Consider the following 16,431-nt stretch of genomic DNA (forward strand, 5'->3'; position numbering starts at 1 on the left):
GCACATGGTCGAATTTTTGCCTTTCCTGCTGATCCTTGTCGGGTGGGAAACTGCCGATCCGCAAGGCAGCATGGAAATGCGCTCGACACTCGTTGAAAGTGAAGAGGCATGCGAAGCGAAGGGAATGGCTTTTATGGACCGGCAGGAAAAAGAGGCCGCCTATTCGCAAGGGCTGGAAGGCTTCCGCTATTTCTGTGTCCGGGCGCCGGATTCTGAAGATTTCGACGCTCTTTTCGAGCAGTTGAAGTGACACCGGCGGCCCGTCTCCAGACGGCAATCGAATTGCTCGACGATGTGATCGGAGCGGCTCGGACCAAGGGCGCTCCGGCGGATCGTCTGCTCGCAGAGTGGTTCCGCTCGCACCGCTTTGCCGGTTCGAAGGATCGGCGGGCTATTCGTGAGCTTGTCTATCGTGCGATCCGGGCCTGCGGGCCGGTTCCTGCCAGTGGCCGCGCCGCCGCCCTGCGGCTGGCTGAAGATGATCCCGTGCTCGGGCAGTTGTTTGACGGGTCTCAGTATGGTCCCTCTCCGGTCGGTGAGGATGAGCGGCCTGCAGAAGGCGGTGTTGCACCGGAATGGCTGGTGGAGCGATTGCGCGCCTCGGATATTGCCGGGGAAGAAGGGCAGGCCTTGCTGGGCCGCGCGCCGCTCGATCTGCGGGTCAACAGCCTCAAAGCGGACAGAGACAGTATCGCATGGGCTTTCGAGGTGATGCCGCTGGCCACCCGTCACGGTGTGCGGGTTGCTGCGGGGACGCAGGTAGAGCAGAGCGCTGCCTTTCGCGAAGGCCTGATTGAAATTCAGGATGGTGGCAGCCAGCTCGCCTGTGAAGCCGTCAATGCGGCGCCGGGTGAGACGATTATTGATCTGTGCGCCGGGGCCGGAGGCAAAACGCTCGCTCTGGCGGCAGCGATGGCGAATAAAGGCCGCCTGATCGCCGCCGATACGGATCGCTCACGCCTCTCGCGTCTGGCGCCGCGCGCCGAACGGGCAGGGGCGTTGATAAGCGAAACGCTGCTGCTCGATCCCCGGAGGGAAATGGAAGCGCTGGCCGCTCTTGAAGAACAGGCCGATGCGGTTTTGATCGATGCACCCTGTTCGGGCACCGGCACATGGCGACGCAATCCCGAAGCACGCTGGCGGCTCGATGAAAATCAGCTGAGCCGCTATGTCGAAACACAGCGATATTTGCTCGATCTGGCAGTGCGGCTGGTCCGTCCGGGGGGGCGAATGGTCTATGTCACCTGCTCTTTACTGGATGAGGAAGGGGCCGATCAGATCGACGCATTTCTGACCAGGCATCAGGGATGGGATGCTGAGCTATTGTCCTTGCCCGCGGGTCGTGCCAGAAAGAGAGGGTGGCGATTATCCCCGTTTCATGACGAAACGGACGGATTTTTCATCGCGCGTCTGGGAAAGAGATGATAGTCTGAGCATTCCGATGGCAGTCCCTCACCAACAATCGCTGCCCGCCTTCAAGGAGATCGTGATGCGCTATACCCCCGCTGCAATTGCCCTTTCGCTGCTTGTCGCAGTGACGGCGAGCGTGGGATATGCCGGAGATTACAAGCCAGATCCGCAGGCCGAAAAGCTTCTGTCACAGGGGCAGGCCCGGCTGGAGCAGGGTGAAGTGCAGGGTGCTATCGATATGTTCGAAGCGGCTCTGGCCGTCGATCCGGGTTATACCAAAGCCTATATCGAAATGGGGGAAGCGGCCCGCAAGCAGGACTTGCAGGGCAAGGCGATCCATTATTACCGTGTTGCCATGGGTAAGGATCCGGACAATCTTTCCGCCATATCGGGCGAAGGCGAAGCACTGGTCGAAAAAGGCGCGGTGGAAAAAGCGAAGCGCAATCTGTCCAAGCTGGAATCGCTGTGCGGCACCGGTTGCACCCAGACAGAACAGCTTGCTGCGGCTATTGAGCGCGGCCCCAAACCCTCCGTTATGACAGCCGAAGCGGTCGATCCCGATAAGGATGTGGCTCAAAACTGAAGCAGATCAAAGCTGAGGCCAGTATGCCTGCGGCAGGATGAAGACCCGCCGCAGGCCTCATATTATTCAGATATCGTCGCGAAAACCATGGACAATGGTTTCATAGACATCGCGTTTGAAGGGCACGATCAGTTCGGGCAGCAAGTCCGGCGCAACCCATTTCCATTCGCAGAATTCGGCCGGGTTATGCGCTCTGAGATCGATGTCCTCATCGGTTCCGGTGAAGCGCGCCAGATACCAGGTCTGACGCTGGCCGACATAATTGCCACCCCATAACTTGCCCTGCAATTCTGACGGCAGATCGTAAAACAGCTCTTCATCCAGCCGGGTAATCAGTTCGACATTGTCGCGCGTAGCGCCGGTTTCTTCCCCCAGCTCGCGATAGGCTGCATCGGAAGGCTCCTCCCCTGCATCGATGCCACCTTGCGGCATTTGCCACCAGTCGCCTTCCTTATTGTCGATCCGTTTGCCGACAAAGACCTGACCTTCTTCATTCACCAGCATCACGCCGACGCAGGGTCGGTAATCTGCAGGATTTCTGTCGCTCATCACAGGCGCTCCAAAGTGGTTTGCATTGCTTGCAGGATGACCAGCAGATCTTCCTGCGCACTGGGTATGGCTTTGCGCAGATTGGCAAAACCGTGAATATTGCCGCGCATTTCCAGATAGGTGACATCGCAGCCTGCCTCAACCAGACTTGCCGCAAATCGGCGCCCGGAATCGCGTAGCGGATCGAGTCCGGCCGTGGCGAGAACGGTTGGCGGTGTACCTTCGAGCGGACCGAGAATGGGATAATTGCGCCGGTCGTCTAGCGGTGCCTTGTAACAGTCGGTAAACCATTTCATCGCCCGTCGCGTGAGCAGATAGCCATCGCCGAACTCGGCGTAAGAAGGATGATCGGCAATGTCATCGGCCAGCGGATAGACCGGCACCTGCATGAGAACCGGTACGGTTGCCGGCTGAAGCATCAGAGACTGAGTGGTGACCAGCGTTAGATTACCACCTGCGCTGTCTCCCATAGGGATAAGCCCGGTTACCACCCGGCCCAGCGCCACCGGGCTCCCGGCCGCCCAGCGAGCGGCCGCCTCCACATCGTCTGGCGCTGCCGGAAAAGGATGTTCGGGAGCCAGCCGGTAATCCACCGACAAAACAGGCAGATCGGCCCGCAAGGCAATTTCAGTGCACAGATTGTGGTATGAATCGAGATCGCCGATAACGAAACCGCCTCCGTGAATGAACAGGATCATCGGACCGGGCTCGCGAATATCGCGGCAGTCATAAAGCCTTAGCGGAATATCTCCTGTCGGGCCGGAACAGGCCAGATCCTCTATCACTGCCAGATCGTGGGCAGGCCGTTCTACAAGATCCTGCATATCGCGCATGGCCTTGCGGGCTTCATCCAGCGGCATCTCGTCCAGTGGCGGCTGGTCTGCCGCCTCCAGCATGCGCAGCATTTCGGCGACGTCCGGGCGGATATAGGCGGTCATGGCAGGCATCCTTGTCGATCGATTATGGAGGAATAGGCGGGTTTGGGTGGCTTTTCCATCCGTCATGCACCGGTTTCGTTTCCGGCACCGGGCAGGGGCAGAACGTGTCTGGGGGCCAGCAAGGCACCGAACAAGGCCCAGGCCGTGCCACCGAGCCATCCGGCCAGAACATCGCTGAGATAGTGTACGCCCAGCCAGACACGGCTCCACGCGACAAGCAGACCCGCCATCAATGCGACGGCAAAGGCAAAATATTGCAATCCTGCGGAACGCAGGAAAGGGCGAATGGCAAAACTGAGCGCCAGTGCAATCAATGTAGCGTTGAAACTGTGTCCGCTGGGAAAACCGGGACCGCCGGCATAAGCAAGGTGATCCGCCATATCGGGCCTGGCCCGGGCCACCCCATATTTCAGCACGCTTTCGGTCAGCCAGCCGCTGAGTGCGACAATGACCAGCCAAAGGGCGATCTGTTTGTGATGTGCTATCATAAGCGCAGCCGCCACGCACAGGAGCAGCAAATTGCGCAATGTGACTCCGCCGAGCGCTGTTATATCGCGCATGGCCTCCTGTGCGATCGGCATGGGGGCAGAAGCGGGACGCAACCAGTGCGCCCCCCAGCCATCGACAGCTCCGCTATGTCCCGCCATAACCAGCCCTGCAAGAAGCGTGAAAAAGGCAAGACAGGTAAGGGCGGTAAACCATAATCCCCTATGTGATGCTGTTCGATCAGGCAATTATACCGTCTTCCGTTCTGTTCGGGCATTCATGTGAGGAACTGCGCAAAGGGCTCCGTCGTTCCTGTAAACCGTGAACGTTTAAATGGGTGATGGAAGCGTTTGCGAGCCAGCTACTATGTCGCCTTTCGGGAGCTTTCATGTCCAGTCCACAAATTGTCTGGTTCAGACGGGATTTACGTTTGCAGGATCATCCGGCACTCTGTGCCGCGGCGGCAAGAGGGCCGGTCATTCCCGTTTATGTGCTTGATGATGAGCGTGCCGGAAACCGCAAGCCGGGTGGTGCGTCGCGCTGGTGGCTCCATCACAGTCTTGAATCGCTCGGCAAAAGTCTGGGGCGGCATCGCTCGAAACTGATTTTGCTGCGCGGCGATTGTGTGGCCGGGCTGGCACGGCTGGCGGAAGAAACAGGTGCCGAAACGGTTCATGCTATTCAGCACTACGAACCATGGTGGAAAGATGCGGAGGAGGAGCTGACGGGTCATTGCGACCTTGCTCTGTATGACGGCAATTATCTGATGCCGCCCGGTTCGGTCACGACCGGCTCGGGCACGCCTTATAAGATTTTCACACCTTTCTATCGCGCCCTGTCGCGAATGATGCCACCGCGCGATCCGCTGGAAGAGCCTGCCCTTTCTCTGCCGGATGAGTGGCCCCATTCTGACGATCTGGACGAGTGGGGCCTGTTGCCGACAAAACCGGACTGGGCGGACGGCTTTCGCAAGCAATGGGATGTCGGAGAAATTGCGGCACAAGACAGGCTGACGGATTTTGTCGACCGGGTCAGCGCTTATGAGGATGACCGCAATTTTCCCTCCTGCGAAGGCACCTCGCGATTATCGCCGCATCTCCATTGGGGAGAGATTTCTCCCGCGCAGATCTGGAAGGCACTGGAAGGAAAACGGGGGCAGGGCGTTCAGGCATTCCGCTCCGAACTGATCTGGCGCGATTTTGCGCAGAATATCCTCTGTCAGTTCCCATATTATCCGGAAGAAAGTTATCGCCAGGCCTATCGCGATTTCCCCTGGCGCAATCCCAATCGGGGCCATCTGATCGCCGGGGAGCTGGAAGCCTGGCAGATGGGCCGCACCGGCTATCCGATTATCGATGCCGGGATGCGGCAATTATGGGCGACAGGCTGGATGCATAACCGCGTGCGGATGATCGTTGCCAGCTTTCTGACCAAGCACCTCCTGATTGACTGGCGGCACGGTGAACGCTGGTTCTGGGATACGCTGGTCGATGCCGATTACGCCAGTAACGGCACGAACTGGCAATGGGTGTCCGGCACAGGCGTGGATACGCAGCTCTTTACACGCGTGATGGCGCCATTGTTACAGAGCGAGAAGTTCTCGGCTGCGGACTATATCCGCGAATGGGTGCCGGAGCTGGCTCATTTGCCGGATGCCGATATTCATGATCCCCCTCCGTCGAAATGGCCGGAAGATTATCCTGAACGTTTGATCGAGCATCGTGAGGGCAGAGAAAGGGCGCTCAGCGCCTATCGGGATATGAAAGGAGAGACCGAAAGCTGATCGGCCTCCCGCTCTTTATTCAACCCGTTCGCGATGGCCGGTCGGGAAATCCTCCCCGAAAATTTCGGCGATTCTCTCTCCGACTACATCAGGGTCCTTGACCGTTTCCGGGTCTTCGCCGGGATAGGCTTTGGCGCGCATTTGCGTGCGTGTGGCACCCGGATCGACAATCGCCACGCGGACATCTGAAATCCGCTCCGCTTCCTGCGCATGGCAGGACAGCAGCGTATCGAAAGCCACCTTGGTGGCACCATAAGCGCCCCAATAGGGCCGTGGCTCAGCACCGACCGAGCTGGTCAGTCCAACGATCCGCCCCTTTTCAGCGCGCTTGAGCAGCGGATCGAAAGCAGCGAGTAAAGCCTGCGTCGCCAGAACATTCAGTGTCAGCGCCTGATTGAAGCCTTTGGGTTCGATCTGGATGACCGGCGTCAGAACGGGCAGATTGGCAGCGTTGATGACAAGCATGTCCAGCTTATCCCACCTTTCGCCCACCGCCTGTGCCAGCCGCGCAATGCTCTCACTTTCGGTGAGGTCCATCGGTGCGATGGTTGCCGTTCCGCCGGCATTGAAAATATCTTCCTCGACCTTTTCGAGATCGCTCGCCTTACGTGCGGTGAGCACGACATGCGCGCCGCGTGTGGCCAGCGCTTTGGCCGTGGCCGCACCGATACCGCGGCTTGCGCCGGTGACCAGAGCGATCTGGCCTTCAAAGGGTCTGGATGTGGATGTGTCAGCCATGGGCTTTCTCTCCCACTGGAAGGGTAAGCTGGGCGCCGTGCTCTTCCCGTTCGGTCAGGTCGGTCAGCCGGGTGGGATAATCCCCCGTGAAGCAGGCATCGCAATATTGCGGACACCCGTTATTGCGTTCTTCAAGGCCAACTGCACGATACAGCCCGTCAATCGATACGAAAGCGAGACTATCCGCCTGAATGAAATCGCGCATCGCGTCCACATCCATGCGTCCGGCCAGCAGTTTGGACCGTTCGGGCGTGTCTACGCCATAATAGCAGCCATAGCCGGTAGGCGGGCTGGCTACACGGAAATGCACTTCTTTGGCCCCTGCATCGCGCATCATCTGCACGATTTTCAGGCTGGTGGTGCCGCGTACGATGGAATCATCGATCAGCACGATCCGCTTGCCTTCGACCAGCAGACGATTGGCATTGTGCTTGCGTTTTACACTGGAATGGCGCGCACCGTCCGATGGCTGGATGAAAGTCCGCCCGACATAATGCGAACGGATGATGCCGAGTTCGAACGGAATGCCCGATTCCTGTGAATAGCCGATGGCAGCGGGCACGCCGCTATCGGGCACAGGCACGACAAGATCGGCCTCCACCGGGTTCTCTATCGCGAGCTGAACGCCGATCTGTTTGCGCGATTCATAGACTGAGCGCTTGTTGAAGATCGAATCCGGCCGGCTGAAATAGACATGTTCGAAAATGCACGGCCGTGAAGGGTTGGTGCCGAAAGGGCGATGGGAGGTGATATTGCCGTCAAAATCGACACTGACCAGCTCGCCCGGATCGACCTGACGAAGAAATTCGGCTCCGACCACATCCAGCGCTACGGTTTCGCTGGCAAAAACTATTGCATCGCCGACCTGACCCATGACGAGCGGGCGGATGCCCAGCGGGTCGCGGCAGGCAATCATGCCTTCGGGCGTGGTGCAGATAAGCGAGTAGGCTCCTTCCACCAGCCGCAGGGCATCGACGAATTTGTCGAGGATAGTGGGATAGCGGCTCGTCGCGGTGAGGTGAATGATGACTTCCGTATCCGAGGTGGACTGGAAGATCGCCCCTTTGCGCACGAGGTCGCGGCGCAAATTCATCGCGTTGGAAATATTGCCGTTATGCGCCACTGCAAAACCGCCGCTGGCCAGTTCGGCATAAAGCGGCTGCACATTACGCAGACCTGAGCCGCCCGTTGTGGCATAACGCACATGGCCGACAGCCATATTGCCGGGCAGTTCGGCAATCGCTTCGCCGGAGGAGAAATTCTCCGCCACCTGGCCCATGCCACGCCGCGTATAGAATTCCGCTCCGTCGAAACTTGTCATGCCGACAGCTTCCTGCCCGCGATGTTGCAGGGCGTGGAGGCCAAGTGCACAGATGGCGGCCGCGTCGGTCGCGCCGATTACGCCGAATACACCGCACTCTTCGTGCAGCTTGTCGCCGTCATGATCGCAAAAAGGATGGGTAAGATTCATGAGTCCCGCTGGGGTCGCTGAACGAGGCCTCCCAATGGCGATATTGCAGTGAAATTACAAGTGCAGTGAACGGATTTGTCATTTGAGGAGGAGCGCAGGGCCGTTTTCAAACCTATGTTCCTGCTCTTGCCGGGACTTTTTACCAGCCGCCTGAGTAAGGAGTGAAGCCATTTTCGGGGAAAGACGGTCAGGTGTATAAAGGTTTTCCACTGTTGTCCGTCCGGCTGTGCCGATCCGTTGCCGTAAAGCGGGATTTTCGAGCAAATCGGATAATGCCTTGCGCCATTCTTCCCCGGTCGAAGCGAGAAAGCCGTTTACCCCATGTTCGATAATTTCGGCCTGGGCCCCTAGTGGCGAAGCGATCACGGGAATACCGCAGGCCATATACCGCAGAACGGCATAGCCGCAGCTTCCCTGTTCCGACTGACTATCCTGCAAGGGGGCCAGAGCGATGTCCATTGCAGAGATCTGGCGGTATTCCCCATCTGTTTCGCGGGGGTGATAATCGATCTGGCCGCAGCGCGAGCGCCCGGCACGTGCACCAATGATACGAGCGACGGCATTGTGTGCCCCAAGAAAGGCTTCCAGCGATTTGAAGTGTTTTTCCGCATGGCTCGTCCACAGATCCGTTGTGCCGATCCAGCCCACACGCAACTTACGATCAGCGTAACTCCGCTCTGTCGGAGTGAAATCGCTCAATGGAACGGGAGGCGGCATGACTTCGACCCAAGAGGCACCGGCTTCATGGGCCTGTGTGCCGATATGGCTGTTGCCGACCATGACGAGTGTGGAATGGCGGATAATCTGGCCGGTCTTGCTATGTCGTGAATCGTTGGAAAATGGCGTGTCGCCCAGATCGGTGACAATTGGCATATCGGAAGGAAGCAGAAGATTTTCAGCCATCCAGGGTAGATGAGGCAAAGCTTCCTGTTCGATCCACAGAAGATCGGTTTGCCCGGTGAGCTGGCGGAGCGATTTTATCCGGGTACTGATCCCGCTGGCCAGCGAATTGCCGCCTGTCTGCCCACAATGCCGGAATGCGCGGGGCGGCGGGCCGTAAAAAGGAAGAAGATCGCAATGAATGCCCTGTTGTTCGAGCAAGGGGACATAGTGCAGAATGCGTCGTTGTGAGCTTTTATGGTCACACCCGGCATGAAGAAGAATGGTGACATGCATCACTCTTCTCCGTCATCATTGCCAACGGCAGGTTCGCACCCACCGGAAATAATGCCGCCTGTCTTTTGTGTGGTCTTGATGTCCGTCTATGTCAGGCATTGAAAATACACTCTGCATATAATGGTTAAGAATGGAATATCCTGACCAATATGCTTCTAGCATATACTTTAGGTAAATTATTGCAGAACTATATAAGGTAAAAATACTTATAATTGGCTTATTTATATAAGCAGCACATTGATCTGTGCATTTTAGTTGTCGCTATAAAAGAAGATGCAGAACCGGTGACGTTACCGCTGCGCTTTTACAAGCAAGGAGGTGCCAGCCTCTCCCTGTGGAGCTGACTGCACCGCTGCCTGCCGTTGCTGCGCTGCATACTGTTTTGCTGAGATGCACGAAGGCGTATCTGCGGGTTGTTGGCTATCAGGCATGCGGCAATGGCAAGCGATGTGTATTCTTCATTTCCGACAATGTGGCGGTGGAGCGGACATCTTCGACACCGGGCAGACGCAAAAGCGTTCGCAGGGTGAAATCCTGATACCAGCCGATCGACGGCGCGAGGACTTTAATCATGATGTCCATTTCGCCGAACAGCGTATAGGCTTCAGTAATTTCAGGAATATCGTCGATGGCGCGGACAAAACGGTCCCGCGCTTCATCGCTGAGGCGGGTCATTTTGAGCTGCGCAAAAATATAAATGCTTTCGCCGAGTTTCTCGCGGTCGAGAAGGGCCACTTGCCCGGTAATATATCCTTCGTCCCGCAATCGTTGAATCCGGCGCCAGCAGGGAGATTGCGACAGCCCGACGCGTTCGGCGATTTCACTCGACGATTCCGATGCGTCAATTTGCAGGCGTTCGAGGATCTTGAGATCCAGCCTGTCCAGTTCTGCCATTGTTTTATGCACCCACCACGTTGAGGGGAAATTTATATTGCGTGGGATGGGGGCTGGATGCGCTTTTGACAAGCAACCCATCACGCCCTTGGCAGGTCTGTACCATGATAGAACAAAAGCGTGCGAATTTATGCCTTTTGACGTTCAGCTCCGGTTTCAGGCTGTGAGATTCTGCAGTCACCCGGTTGATCGGGCCGGGTGACTGCAGGACTCGATATTGTTTCAGCCTCTTTCGACCTGGCTGACATCGCGCACAGCGCCGCGTGCGGCATTGGTGGTCATCGCAGCATAGGCGCGCAGAGCCGGCGAAACTTCGCGCTTGCGGCCATAAGGCCTCCAGGCTTTGTCTCCGCGGGCAACCATTTCTTCATGCCGTGCAGCCAGTTCCGCATCGTCGATATTTAGCGTGATCCCGCGATTGGGGATGTCGATCACGACAGGGTCGCCGGTCTGCACCAGTGCGATGAGTCCGCCTTCGGCCGCTTCCGGAGATACGTGGCCGATGGAAAGGCCCGATGTACCACCTGAAAAGCGGCCATCCGTGATAAGGGCACAGGCTTTCCCGAGCCCTTTCGACTTCAGATAGCTGGTCGGATACAGCATTTCCTGCATACCCGGGCCGCCTTTGGGGCCTTCATAGCGGATGACGACGACGTCGCCTTCCTTTACTTCATTGCCAAGGATGCCGACCACTGCCGCGTCCTGGCTTTCATAGACCCGCGCCGTGCCGTGGAAGGTCAGGATGGAATCGTCGACACCGGCAGTCTTCACGATACAGCCTTCCGGGGCGAGATTGCCATAGAGCACCGCCAGGCCACCATCCTTTGAAAACGGGTGCTCGGCATCGCGGATCACACCCTTTTCACGATCGAGATCGAGATCTTTCCAGCGATTGCCCTGGCTGAAGGCCTGAGTAGTGCGCACACCGCCCGGCGCTGCCTTGTAAAATTCCTGCACGCTTTCCGAATTGGAGCGGCTGACATCCCAGCGATTGATCGCTTCATCCATGCTTCTGGCATGCACAGTAGGCAACGAGGCGTCGATCAGGCCGGCCCGTTCGAGCTGGCCGAGAATGGCCATAATCCCGCCTGCGCGATGGACATCTTCCATATGGACATCCTGCTTGGCCGGCGCGACCTTGCACAGGCAGGGCACACGACGCGAAAGGCGGTCGATATCGGCCATGGAAAATTCCACTTCGCCTTCATGCGCCGCGGCAAGAAGGTGAAGCACAGTATTGGTCGATCCGCCCATCGCAATATCGAGGCTCATGGCATTTTCGAAAGCTGCATGAGTGGCAATATTGCGCGGCAGGGCGGAGGCGTCGTCCTGTTCGTACCAGCGCTTCGCAAGATCAACGACGGTGCGGCCCGCCTCGCGGAACAATTTTTCGCGATCTGCATGGGTGGCGAGCATCGAACCGTTGCCCGGCAGCGAAAGGCCCAGCGCTTCGGTCAGGCAGTTCATGCTGTTGGCAGTGAACATTCCCGAGCAACTGCCGCAGGTCGGGCAGGCCGAACGTTCGATCGTGGTGACATCTTCATCAGAATAATGCTCGTCGGCCGCCGCGACCATGGCATCCACCAGATCGAGTGCGATGGTTTCGCCGTGAATATCGGCCTTGCCCGCTTCCATGGGGCCGCCAGACACGAAGATGGTCGGGATGTTGAGTCGCATGGAGGCCATCAGCATGCCCGGCGTGATCTTATCGCAATTGGAAATGCAGATCAGAGCATCGGCGCAATGGGCGTTGGCCATATATTCGACGCTGTCTGCAATCAGATCGCGGCTGGGCAGCGAATAAAGCATGCCGCCATGCCCCATTGCGATCCCGTCATCGACGGCAATCGTATTGAATTCCTTGGCCACGCCGCCTGCCGCTTCGATTTCTTCGGCCACGAGCTGGCCGAGATCCTTGAGATGGACATGGCCGGGCACGAACTGGGTGAAGCTGTTGGCAATCGCGATAATCGGTTTGCCGAAATCCTCATCCTTCATGCCGGTGGCGCGCCAGAGACCGCGCGCACCCGCCATATTGCGGCCATGAGTGCTGGTGCGTGAACGATAATGGGGCATAAATGCCGATCCCTTGAAAAATGTCCTGTTCCGATACGTCCTCTACCATTCGCATGGAAAGTTGAGAAATATATTATTGAAGCTTTATAAGGTCGTTGTGTATATTGACAGGCATGGATCTACGCCAGCTTCGTCATTTTATGGCCGTCGCCGAGACACTGCATTTCGGCCATGCCGCACAGCGTCTCGGGATGACCCAGCCACCGCTCAGCCAGTCGATCATGGCGCTGGAGCGTGAATTGGGGGCGGACTTGTTTCTTCGCTCTAAACGCAGTGTCATGCTCACCGATTTCGGGCGCCAATGGCTCGATCATGTGCGGCCCGCGGTCGAGGCGGTCGACGATCTTGGGCCTATTGCCGAAAGGCTGCGGACCGGTAAGGCAGGGCGCCTCTCGCTCGCTTTCGTCAGTACGGCGGATTACAGCGTGTTGCCCGATCTGGTGCAGCATTACTCCTCCTCTTTCCCGGATGTCGAACTGGATCTGATCGAGGCGACAAGCGATGTTCAGATCGAAGCCTTGCTCGAAGGGCGGATCAATGCGGGCATCCTCATTTCCGAGCGGTCCGCATTGCCCTCCGCGCTCGATTACCGTCCCTTGCTTACCGAACCGCTGGTGGCGGCGGTGCCGGAAAGCTGGTGCAGGGGCGGGGCGCTCGATCTGGTGGACGGAGAATTACAGGGCGATGCGTGGATGGCGCAGCCGCTGATTATTTTTCCGCGCCGCGTGTCACCCGATTTTCACGCCCTGGTGACGGGTTTCTATCATACGCAGGGTTTCCAGCCGATGATCCGTCAGGAAGCCATCCAGATGCAGACGATTATCAGCCTCGTTTCGGCGGGGCTGGGTATGGCGCTGGTGCCTGCTTCCCTGCGCCATCTGGCGCGGACCGGTGTACGTTATATTGCTATTGCGGGCGATGCCCCCATGCTTGAAACCGGTCTGGCATGGCGGAAGGGCGATGAGGCGCCTATTCTGGCAGGGCTGATCGACATCGCGGCAAAAGCAGGTGGTGATGGGTAAGCGCATAAATATGGCAGGGATCGAGATCAGCCATCCGGATCGGGTGGTCTATCCTGCTATCGGGATGACCAAAGGACAGGTCGCGCAATATTATGAGGCCGCCGCCGGACGAATGCTGCAAAGCTGTAAGAACCGGCCGCTTTCGCTGCTGCGTCTGCCCGAAGGACTGGCGGGAGAACGTTTTTTTCAGAAACATGCTCAGCGGGGATTTCCTGAGGATATCGGACGCATGTCTATTCGGCAAAGCGATGGCACTACTCGCGGGTCTTACATGTATGTCGACAAAGCAGCAGGGCTTGTGGCAGCCGCGCAGATGGGCACGCTGGAATTTCACATTTGGGGCGCGACGCGGGACAGGCTCGAACGGCCTGACCGCATGGTGTTCGATCTCGATCCCGATGAAGCGATAAGGTGGGAGCATGTAGCCCGCGCTGCCCTATCTCTGCGAGACCGGCTGGAAGCGTTTGATCTGCCCGCATGGCCTATGGTCACAGGCGGGAAGGGCGTACATGTGGTGGTGCCCCTGCGGCGAATTGCCGAATGGGAAACCGTGACGCATTATGCCCGGACTTTCGCCACAATGCTGGCGGAGGAAGCACCCGAGCGGTTCACTGCGCAGATGGCCAAAAGCAAGCGCAAAGGGCGCATCTTTATCGACTGGCTGCGCAATGAACGCGGGGCAACTGCCATTGCCCCATTCTCCCTGCGAGCGAGGGAGAATGCGCCCGTTGCGGTGCCGGTGGCCTGGAGCGAACTGGCTGCTCTGGGATCGGCTGATATTTTCTCTCCCGAAGCGGCGCTGGATCGGAGCTGGAGCGATTGCCCGGTTCCGCACGCGGTCGGCCTGAGCCGGGCGCGGGTGGAAAAGCTGGCCGAAAGCTCTCTCCGGTAATCCAATGTGCAGGTGCAAAAACAACGGCATGGAGACAATACTTCTGTCCCGTCAAACCATATGTTTTGACGGAGCATGAAATTGTTGCGGCGCGGCAAAAGCAATCGCGGCGAGGCACCCCATATGGCTGTTCGTATGTCAAACTTATGAGGGAACAGCTCTCGTGTACGATCATCTTTTCAAACCGCTTCAGGTCGGTGCGGTCACACTGCCGAACCGGATTATCATGGCTCCTCTGACCCGGCTTCGCAGTATTGAGCCGGGCGATGTTCCAACCCCGTTAATGGGTGAATATTATCGCCAGCGCGCCGGTGCGGGGCTGATTATCAGTGAAGCGACGCAGATTTCCTTCGAGGCGAAGGGCTATGCAGGGGCGCCGGGGCTGCACACGCCGGAGCAGATCGCGGCCTGGCAACCGATCACGCAGGGTGTTCACGATGCCGGCGGTCATATGGCCGTGCAACTCTGGCATACCGGGCGGATTTCGCATGAATCGGTTCAGCCCGATCACAGGGCGCCGGGTGCTCCCAGTGCGGTTACCGGAGAAACCCGGACCTCGTTACGCGATGAAAACGGCAAAGCCTATCGCGTGCCGACTACTCCGCCGCGCGCGCTGACAGTGCCTGACATTCAACGGATTGTGGAGGATTTCGGAAGCGCTACCGCCCATGCACGTGAAGCGGGTTTCGATCTTGTCGAACTGCACGGAGCGCATGGCTATCTGATCCAGCAATTCCTTTCACCCAGCTCCAATCACCGGCAGGACGCCTATGGCGGGCCGGTTGAAAACCGGGCGCGTTTCGGGCTGGAAGTGGTCGACAAGGCAATTGCAGCCTGGAGCGCCAACCGCATTGGCATCCGTGTGTTTCCATATGGTGAAGCCAATGGCCTTGAGGTGCTGCCGGATGATGAGGCCGATGCGCTCTATCTGATCGAGCAGCTTGGCCAGCGCAATCTGGCCTATTTGCACATTTCGGAACCGGACTGGACCGGTGCGAAGCCGCTGAGCGATAGTTTTCGCGAAGAGGCGCGCAAGCGATTCCCCGGAGTGATTATCGGCGCAGGAGGCTATACCGCACAAAAGGCCGAGGATCTGATTTCGCGCGGTCTGATCGATGCGGTGGCCTTTGGCCGCGCCTTTATAGCCAATCCCGATCTGGTGGAGCGGATAGCGCAGGACGGGCCCTATAACGAGGTGCGCGCAGAGCTGAATTATGGCGGCGGTGCCGAAGGCTATACCGACTATCCGACACTGGCTGAAAGCCATGTGTCTTCCGCTGGCTGATAAGGCCGGTTCCACCGGATAAAAAGAGCGGGCCGTTTCATGCGAGGCGGCCCGCTTTTCGTTTCCTGCCTAACGCTTCTTGCGTTGCGGCTTGCGATCCTTTTCGCGAATGATGCAGCGGAAACCCACATGGCTGGTCGATGTATCGATCGGCTGTGCATGTCGGGCCGCCGGGCGATAGCGGCGGCAGTAATTCTCGGCACACAGATGCGATCCGCCTTTTAAGACGCGGCGGCCGATCTTGATTTCTGGTGTGCAGGGATCGAAGCTCTCGCGCTTGGCTGCGCCGCGCGGATTGGACGGGATGCAGCAGGCGCCCGGCTTTTTCTTTTCCATCGCTTTGGGCATGGCATACCAGTCTGCGGTCCATTCCCAGACATTGCCGATCATGTCGTAAAGGCCGTAGCCATTCTCGGGAAAAGAGCGGATCGGGGATGTGCGTTCCCAGCCATCTTCGAGGCTGTTTTCATGGGGAAAGGCGCCCTGCCAGTAATTGGCCATCATCTTGCCATCGGGGGCCAGTTCGTCACCCCAGGCATATTCGGAGCCTTCCTGTCCGCCCCATGCGGCATATTCCCATTCGGCTTCGCTGGCGAGGCTCTTGCCGGCCCATTGCGCATAGGCCTTGGCATCCTCATAGGTCACATGCACCACCGGATGATCGTCCAGCCCTTCGATCGAACTGTCGGGTCCGGTAGGGTGGCGCCAGTCCGCTCCGAAGCAAAATTCCCACCATTGAGAGAAATCGCGCAGATCGACCGGGCCTGCGGTGCGCCGGAAGACGAGCGATCCGGCTCTGGCCATTTCCAGAGGCATGCCGGGATAATCTGCCGGATCGGGTGCGATTTCTGCAGTGGTCACATGACCGGTCGCCTCGACGAAGCGGGCAAATTCGGCATTGGTTACAGGTGCTTCGTCAATCCAGAAGGAATCGACCTTCACTTTGCGTTGCGGGGTTTCCTCAGGATAGAATGTTTCGGACCCCATGAGGAAAGTGCCGCCTTCAATGAAGCGCATGCCCTCGTCTTTTGCGGGTTTTGACGGACTGGGATCGGCAATGGTCTGGGCACTCATAATACGCTCTCTTATCTGTAACCTCTCACAGCCTTCATAGAGATATGGCACGGC

Annotated in this window: 16 protein-coding genes; 7 read left to right on the forward strand and 9 right to left on the reverse strand. The window is 58.1% G+C overall.

All coding sequences use genetic code 11. From position 1 onward, the window contains the following. Nucleotides 1-4 precede the first annotated feature (4 nt). From D6851_RS12625 to D6851_RS12635, 3 genes are all read left to right on the forward strand, one after another. Nucleotides 5-250, forward strand: coding sequence for a hypothetical protein (locus tag D6851_RS12625; protein ID WP_120325239.1), 246 nt, complete (start codon nt 5-7; stop codon nt 248-250). After that, nucleotides 247-1,425, forward strand: a complete 1,179-nt coding sequence (locus D6851_RS12630) for an RsmB/NOP family class I SAM-dependent RNA methyltransferase (protein ID WP_120325240.1) — start codon at nt 247-249, stop codon at nt 1,423-1,425. The genes D6851_RS12625 and D6851_RS12630 overlap by 4 nt, the downstream gene beginning before the upstream one ends. 64 nt (nt 1,426-1,489) lie before the next feature. Then, on the forward strand, nt 1,490-1,993 hold the full coding sequence (locus D6851_RS12635; protein ID WP_238474084.1) for a tetratricopeptide repeat protein: 504 nt from the start codon (nt 1,490-1,492) through the stop codon (nt 1,991-1,993). A 66-nt stretch (nt 1,994-2,059) separates the two neighbouring features. On the opposite strand, the gene D6851_RS12640 is transcribed toward D6851_RS12635, so the two are convergent. The 3 genes from D6851_RS12640 to D6851_RS12650 all read right to left on the reverse strand — a co-directional run bounded on the left by D6851_RS12640 (nt 2,060) and on the right by D6851_RS12650 (nt 4,214). Further along, on the reverse strand, nt 2,060-2,542 hold the full coding sequence (locus D6851_RS12640) for an RNA pyrophosphohydrolase (protein WP_120325242.1): 483 nt from the start codon (nt 2,540-2,542) through the stop codon (nt 2,060-2,062). Further along, nucleotides 2,542-3,480, reverse strand: coding sequence for an alpha/beta hydrolase (locus tag D6851_RS12645; protein ID WP_120325379.1), 939 nt, complete (start codon nt 3,478-3,480; stop codon nt 2,542-2,544). Before D6851_RS12645 ends, D6851_RS12640 begins: the two co-directional genes overlap by 1 nt. Before the next feature lie 62 nt (nt 3,481-3,542). Then, on the reverse strand, nt 3,543-4,214 hold the full coding sequence (locus D6851_RS12650; RefSeq protein ID WP_147395475.1) for a phosphatase PAP2 family protein: 672 nt from the start codon (nt 4,212-4,214) through the stop codon (nt 3,543-3,545). Nucleotides 4,215-4,354: 140 nt separating this feature from the next. Between D6851_RS12650 and D6851_RS12655 the strand changes: the two genes are divergently transcribed. Then, nucleotides 4,355-5,749 carry a cryptochrome/photolyase family protein gene (locus tag D6851_RS12655; RefSeq protein ID WP_120325244.1) on the forward strand — a complete coding sequence of 465 codons (1,395 nt, stop codon included), beginning with the start codon at nt 4,355-4,357 and terminating at the stop codon, nt 5,747-5,749. Nucleotides 5,750-5,764: 15 nt separating this feature from the next. Here the strand turns inward: D6851_RS12655 and D6851_RS12660 are convergent, their stop codons facing one another. The 5 genes from D6851_RS12660 to ilvD all read right to left on the reverse strand — a co-directional run bounded on the left by D6851_RS12660 (nt 5,765) and on the right by ilvD (nt 12,104). Then, nucleotides 5,765-6,487, reverse strand: a complete 723-nt coding sequence (locus D6851_RS12660; protein ID WP_120325245.1) for an SDR family NAD(P)-dependent oxidoreductase — start codon at nt 6,485-6,487, stop codon at nt 5,765-5,767. Then, nucleotides 6,480-7,958: an amidophosphoribosyltransferase gene (purF, locus tag D6851_RS12665; protein ID WP_120325246.1), complete on the reverse strand. Its 1,479-nt coding sequence runs from the start codon at nt 7,956-7,958 to the stop codon at nt 6,480-6,482. Before purF ends, D6851_RS12660 begins: the two co-directional genes overlap by 8 nt. A 78-nt stretch (nt 7,959-8,036) precedes the next feature. Then, nucleotides 8,037-9,134, reverse strand: coding sequence for a glycosyltransferase family 4 protein (locus tag D6851_RS12670; protein ID WP_120325247.1), 1,098 nt, complete (start codon nt 9,132-9,134; stop codon nt 8,037-8,039). A 423-nt stretch (nt 9,135-9,557) separates the two neighbouring features. Continuing rightward, entirely contained in the window at nt 9,558-10,028 is a 471-nt protein-coding gene (locus D6851_RS12675; RefSeq protein WP_120325248.1) for an Lrp/AsnC family transcriptional regulator, read from the reverse strand. Nucleotides 10,029-10,250: 222 nt separating this feature from the next. Beyond that, a complete protein-coding gene (ilvD, locus tag D6851_RS12680; protein ID WP_120325249.1) occupies nt 10,251-12,104 on the reverse strand; it encodes a dihydroxy-acid dehydratase in 1,854 nt (617 codons plus the stop codon). A 113-nt stretch (nt 12,105-12,217) separates the two neighbouring features. Here ilvD and D6851_RS12685 point away from each other — a divergent pair, with 113 nt between their 5' ends. The 3 genes from D6851_RS12685 (at nt 12,218) to nemA (ending at nt 15,303) form a co-directional block, all read left to right on the forward strand. Then, nucleotides 12,218-13,126 carry a LysR family transcriptional regulator gene (locus tag D6851_RS12685; protein WP_120325250.1) on the forward strand — a complete coding sequence of 303 codons (909 nt, stop codon included), beginning with the start codon at nt 12,218-12,220 and terminating at the stop codon, nt 13,124-13,126. Continuing rightward, complete coding sequence (gene ligD / locus D6851_RS12690; RefSeq protein WP_120325251.1) at nt 13,119-14,018, forward strand: non-homologous end-joining DNA ligase; 900 nt, start codon at nt 13,119-13,121, stop codon at nt 14,016-14,018. The genes D6851_RS12685 and ligD overlap by 8 nt, the downstream gene beginning before the upstream one ends. A gap of 163 nt (nt 14,019-14,181) precedes the next feature. Next, complete coding sequence (nemA, locus tag D6851_RS12695; protein ID WP_120325252.1) at nt 14,182-15,303, forward strand: alkene reductase; 1,122 nt, start codon at nt 14,182-14,184, stop codon at nt 15,301-15,303. Nucleotides 15,304-15,372: 69 nt separating this feature from the next. Here nemA and D6851_RS12700 read toward each other — a convergent pair whose 3' ends face one another. Continuing rightward, on the reverse strand, nt 15,373-16,320 hold the full coding sequence (locus D6851_RS12700; RefSeq protein WP_120325380.1) for a formylglycine-generating enzyme family protein: 948 nt from the start codon (nt 16,318-16,320) through the stop codon (nt 15,373-15,375). Nucleotides 16,321-16,431 lie beyond the last annotated feature (111 nt).

The sequence above is a fragment of the Altericroceibacterium spongiae genome (genome assembly GCF_003610805.1).
Taxonomy (GTDB): domain Bacteria; phylum Pseudomonadota; class Alphaproteobacteria; order Sphingomonadales; family Sphingomonadaceae; genus Altericroceibacterium; species Altericroceibacterium spongiae.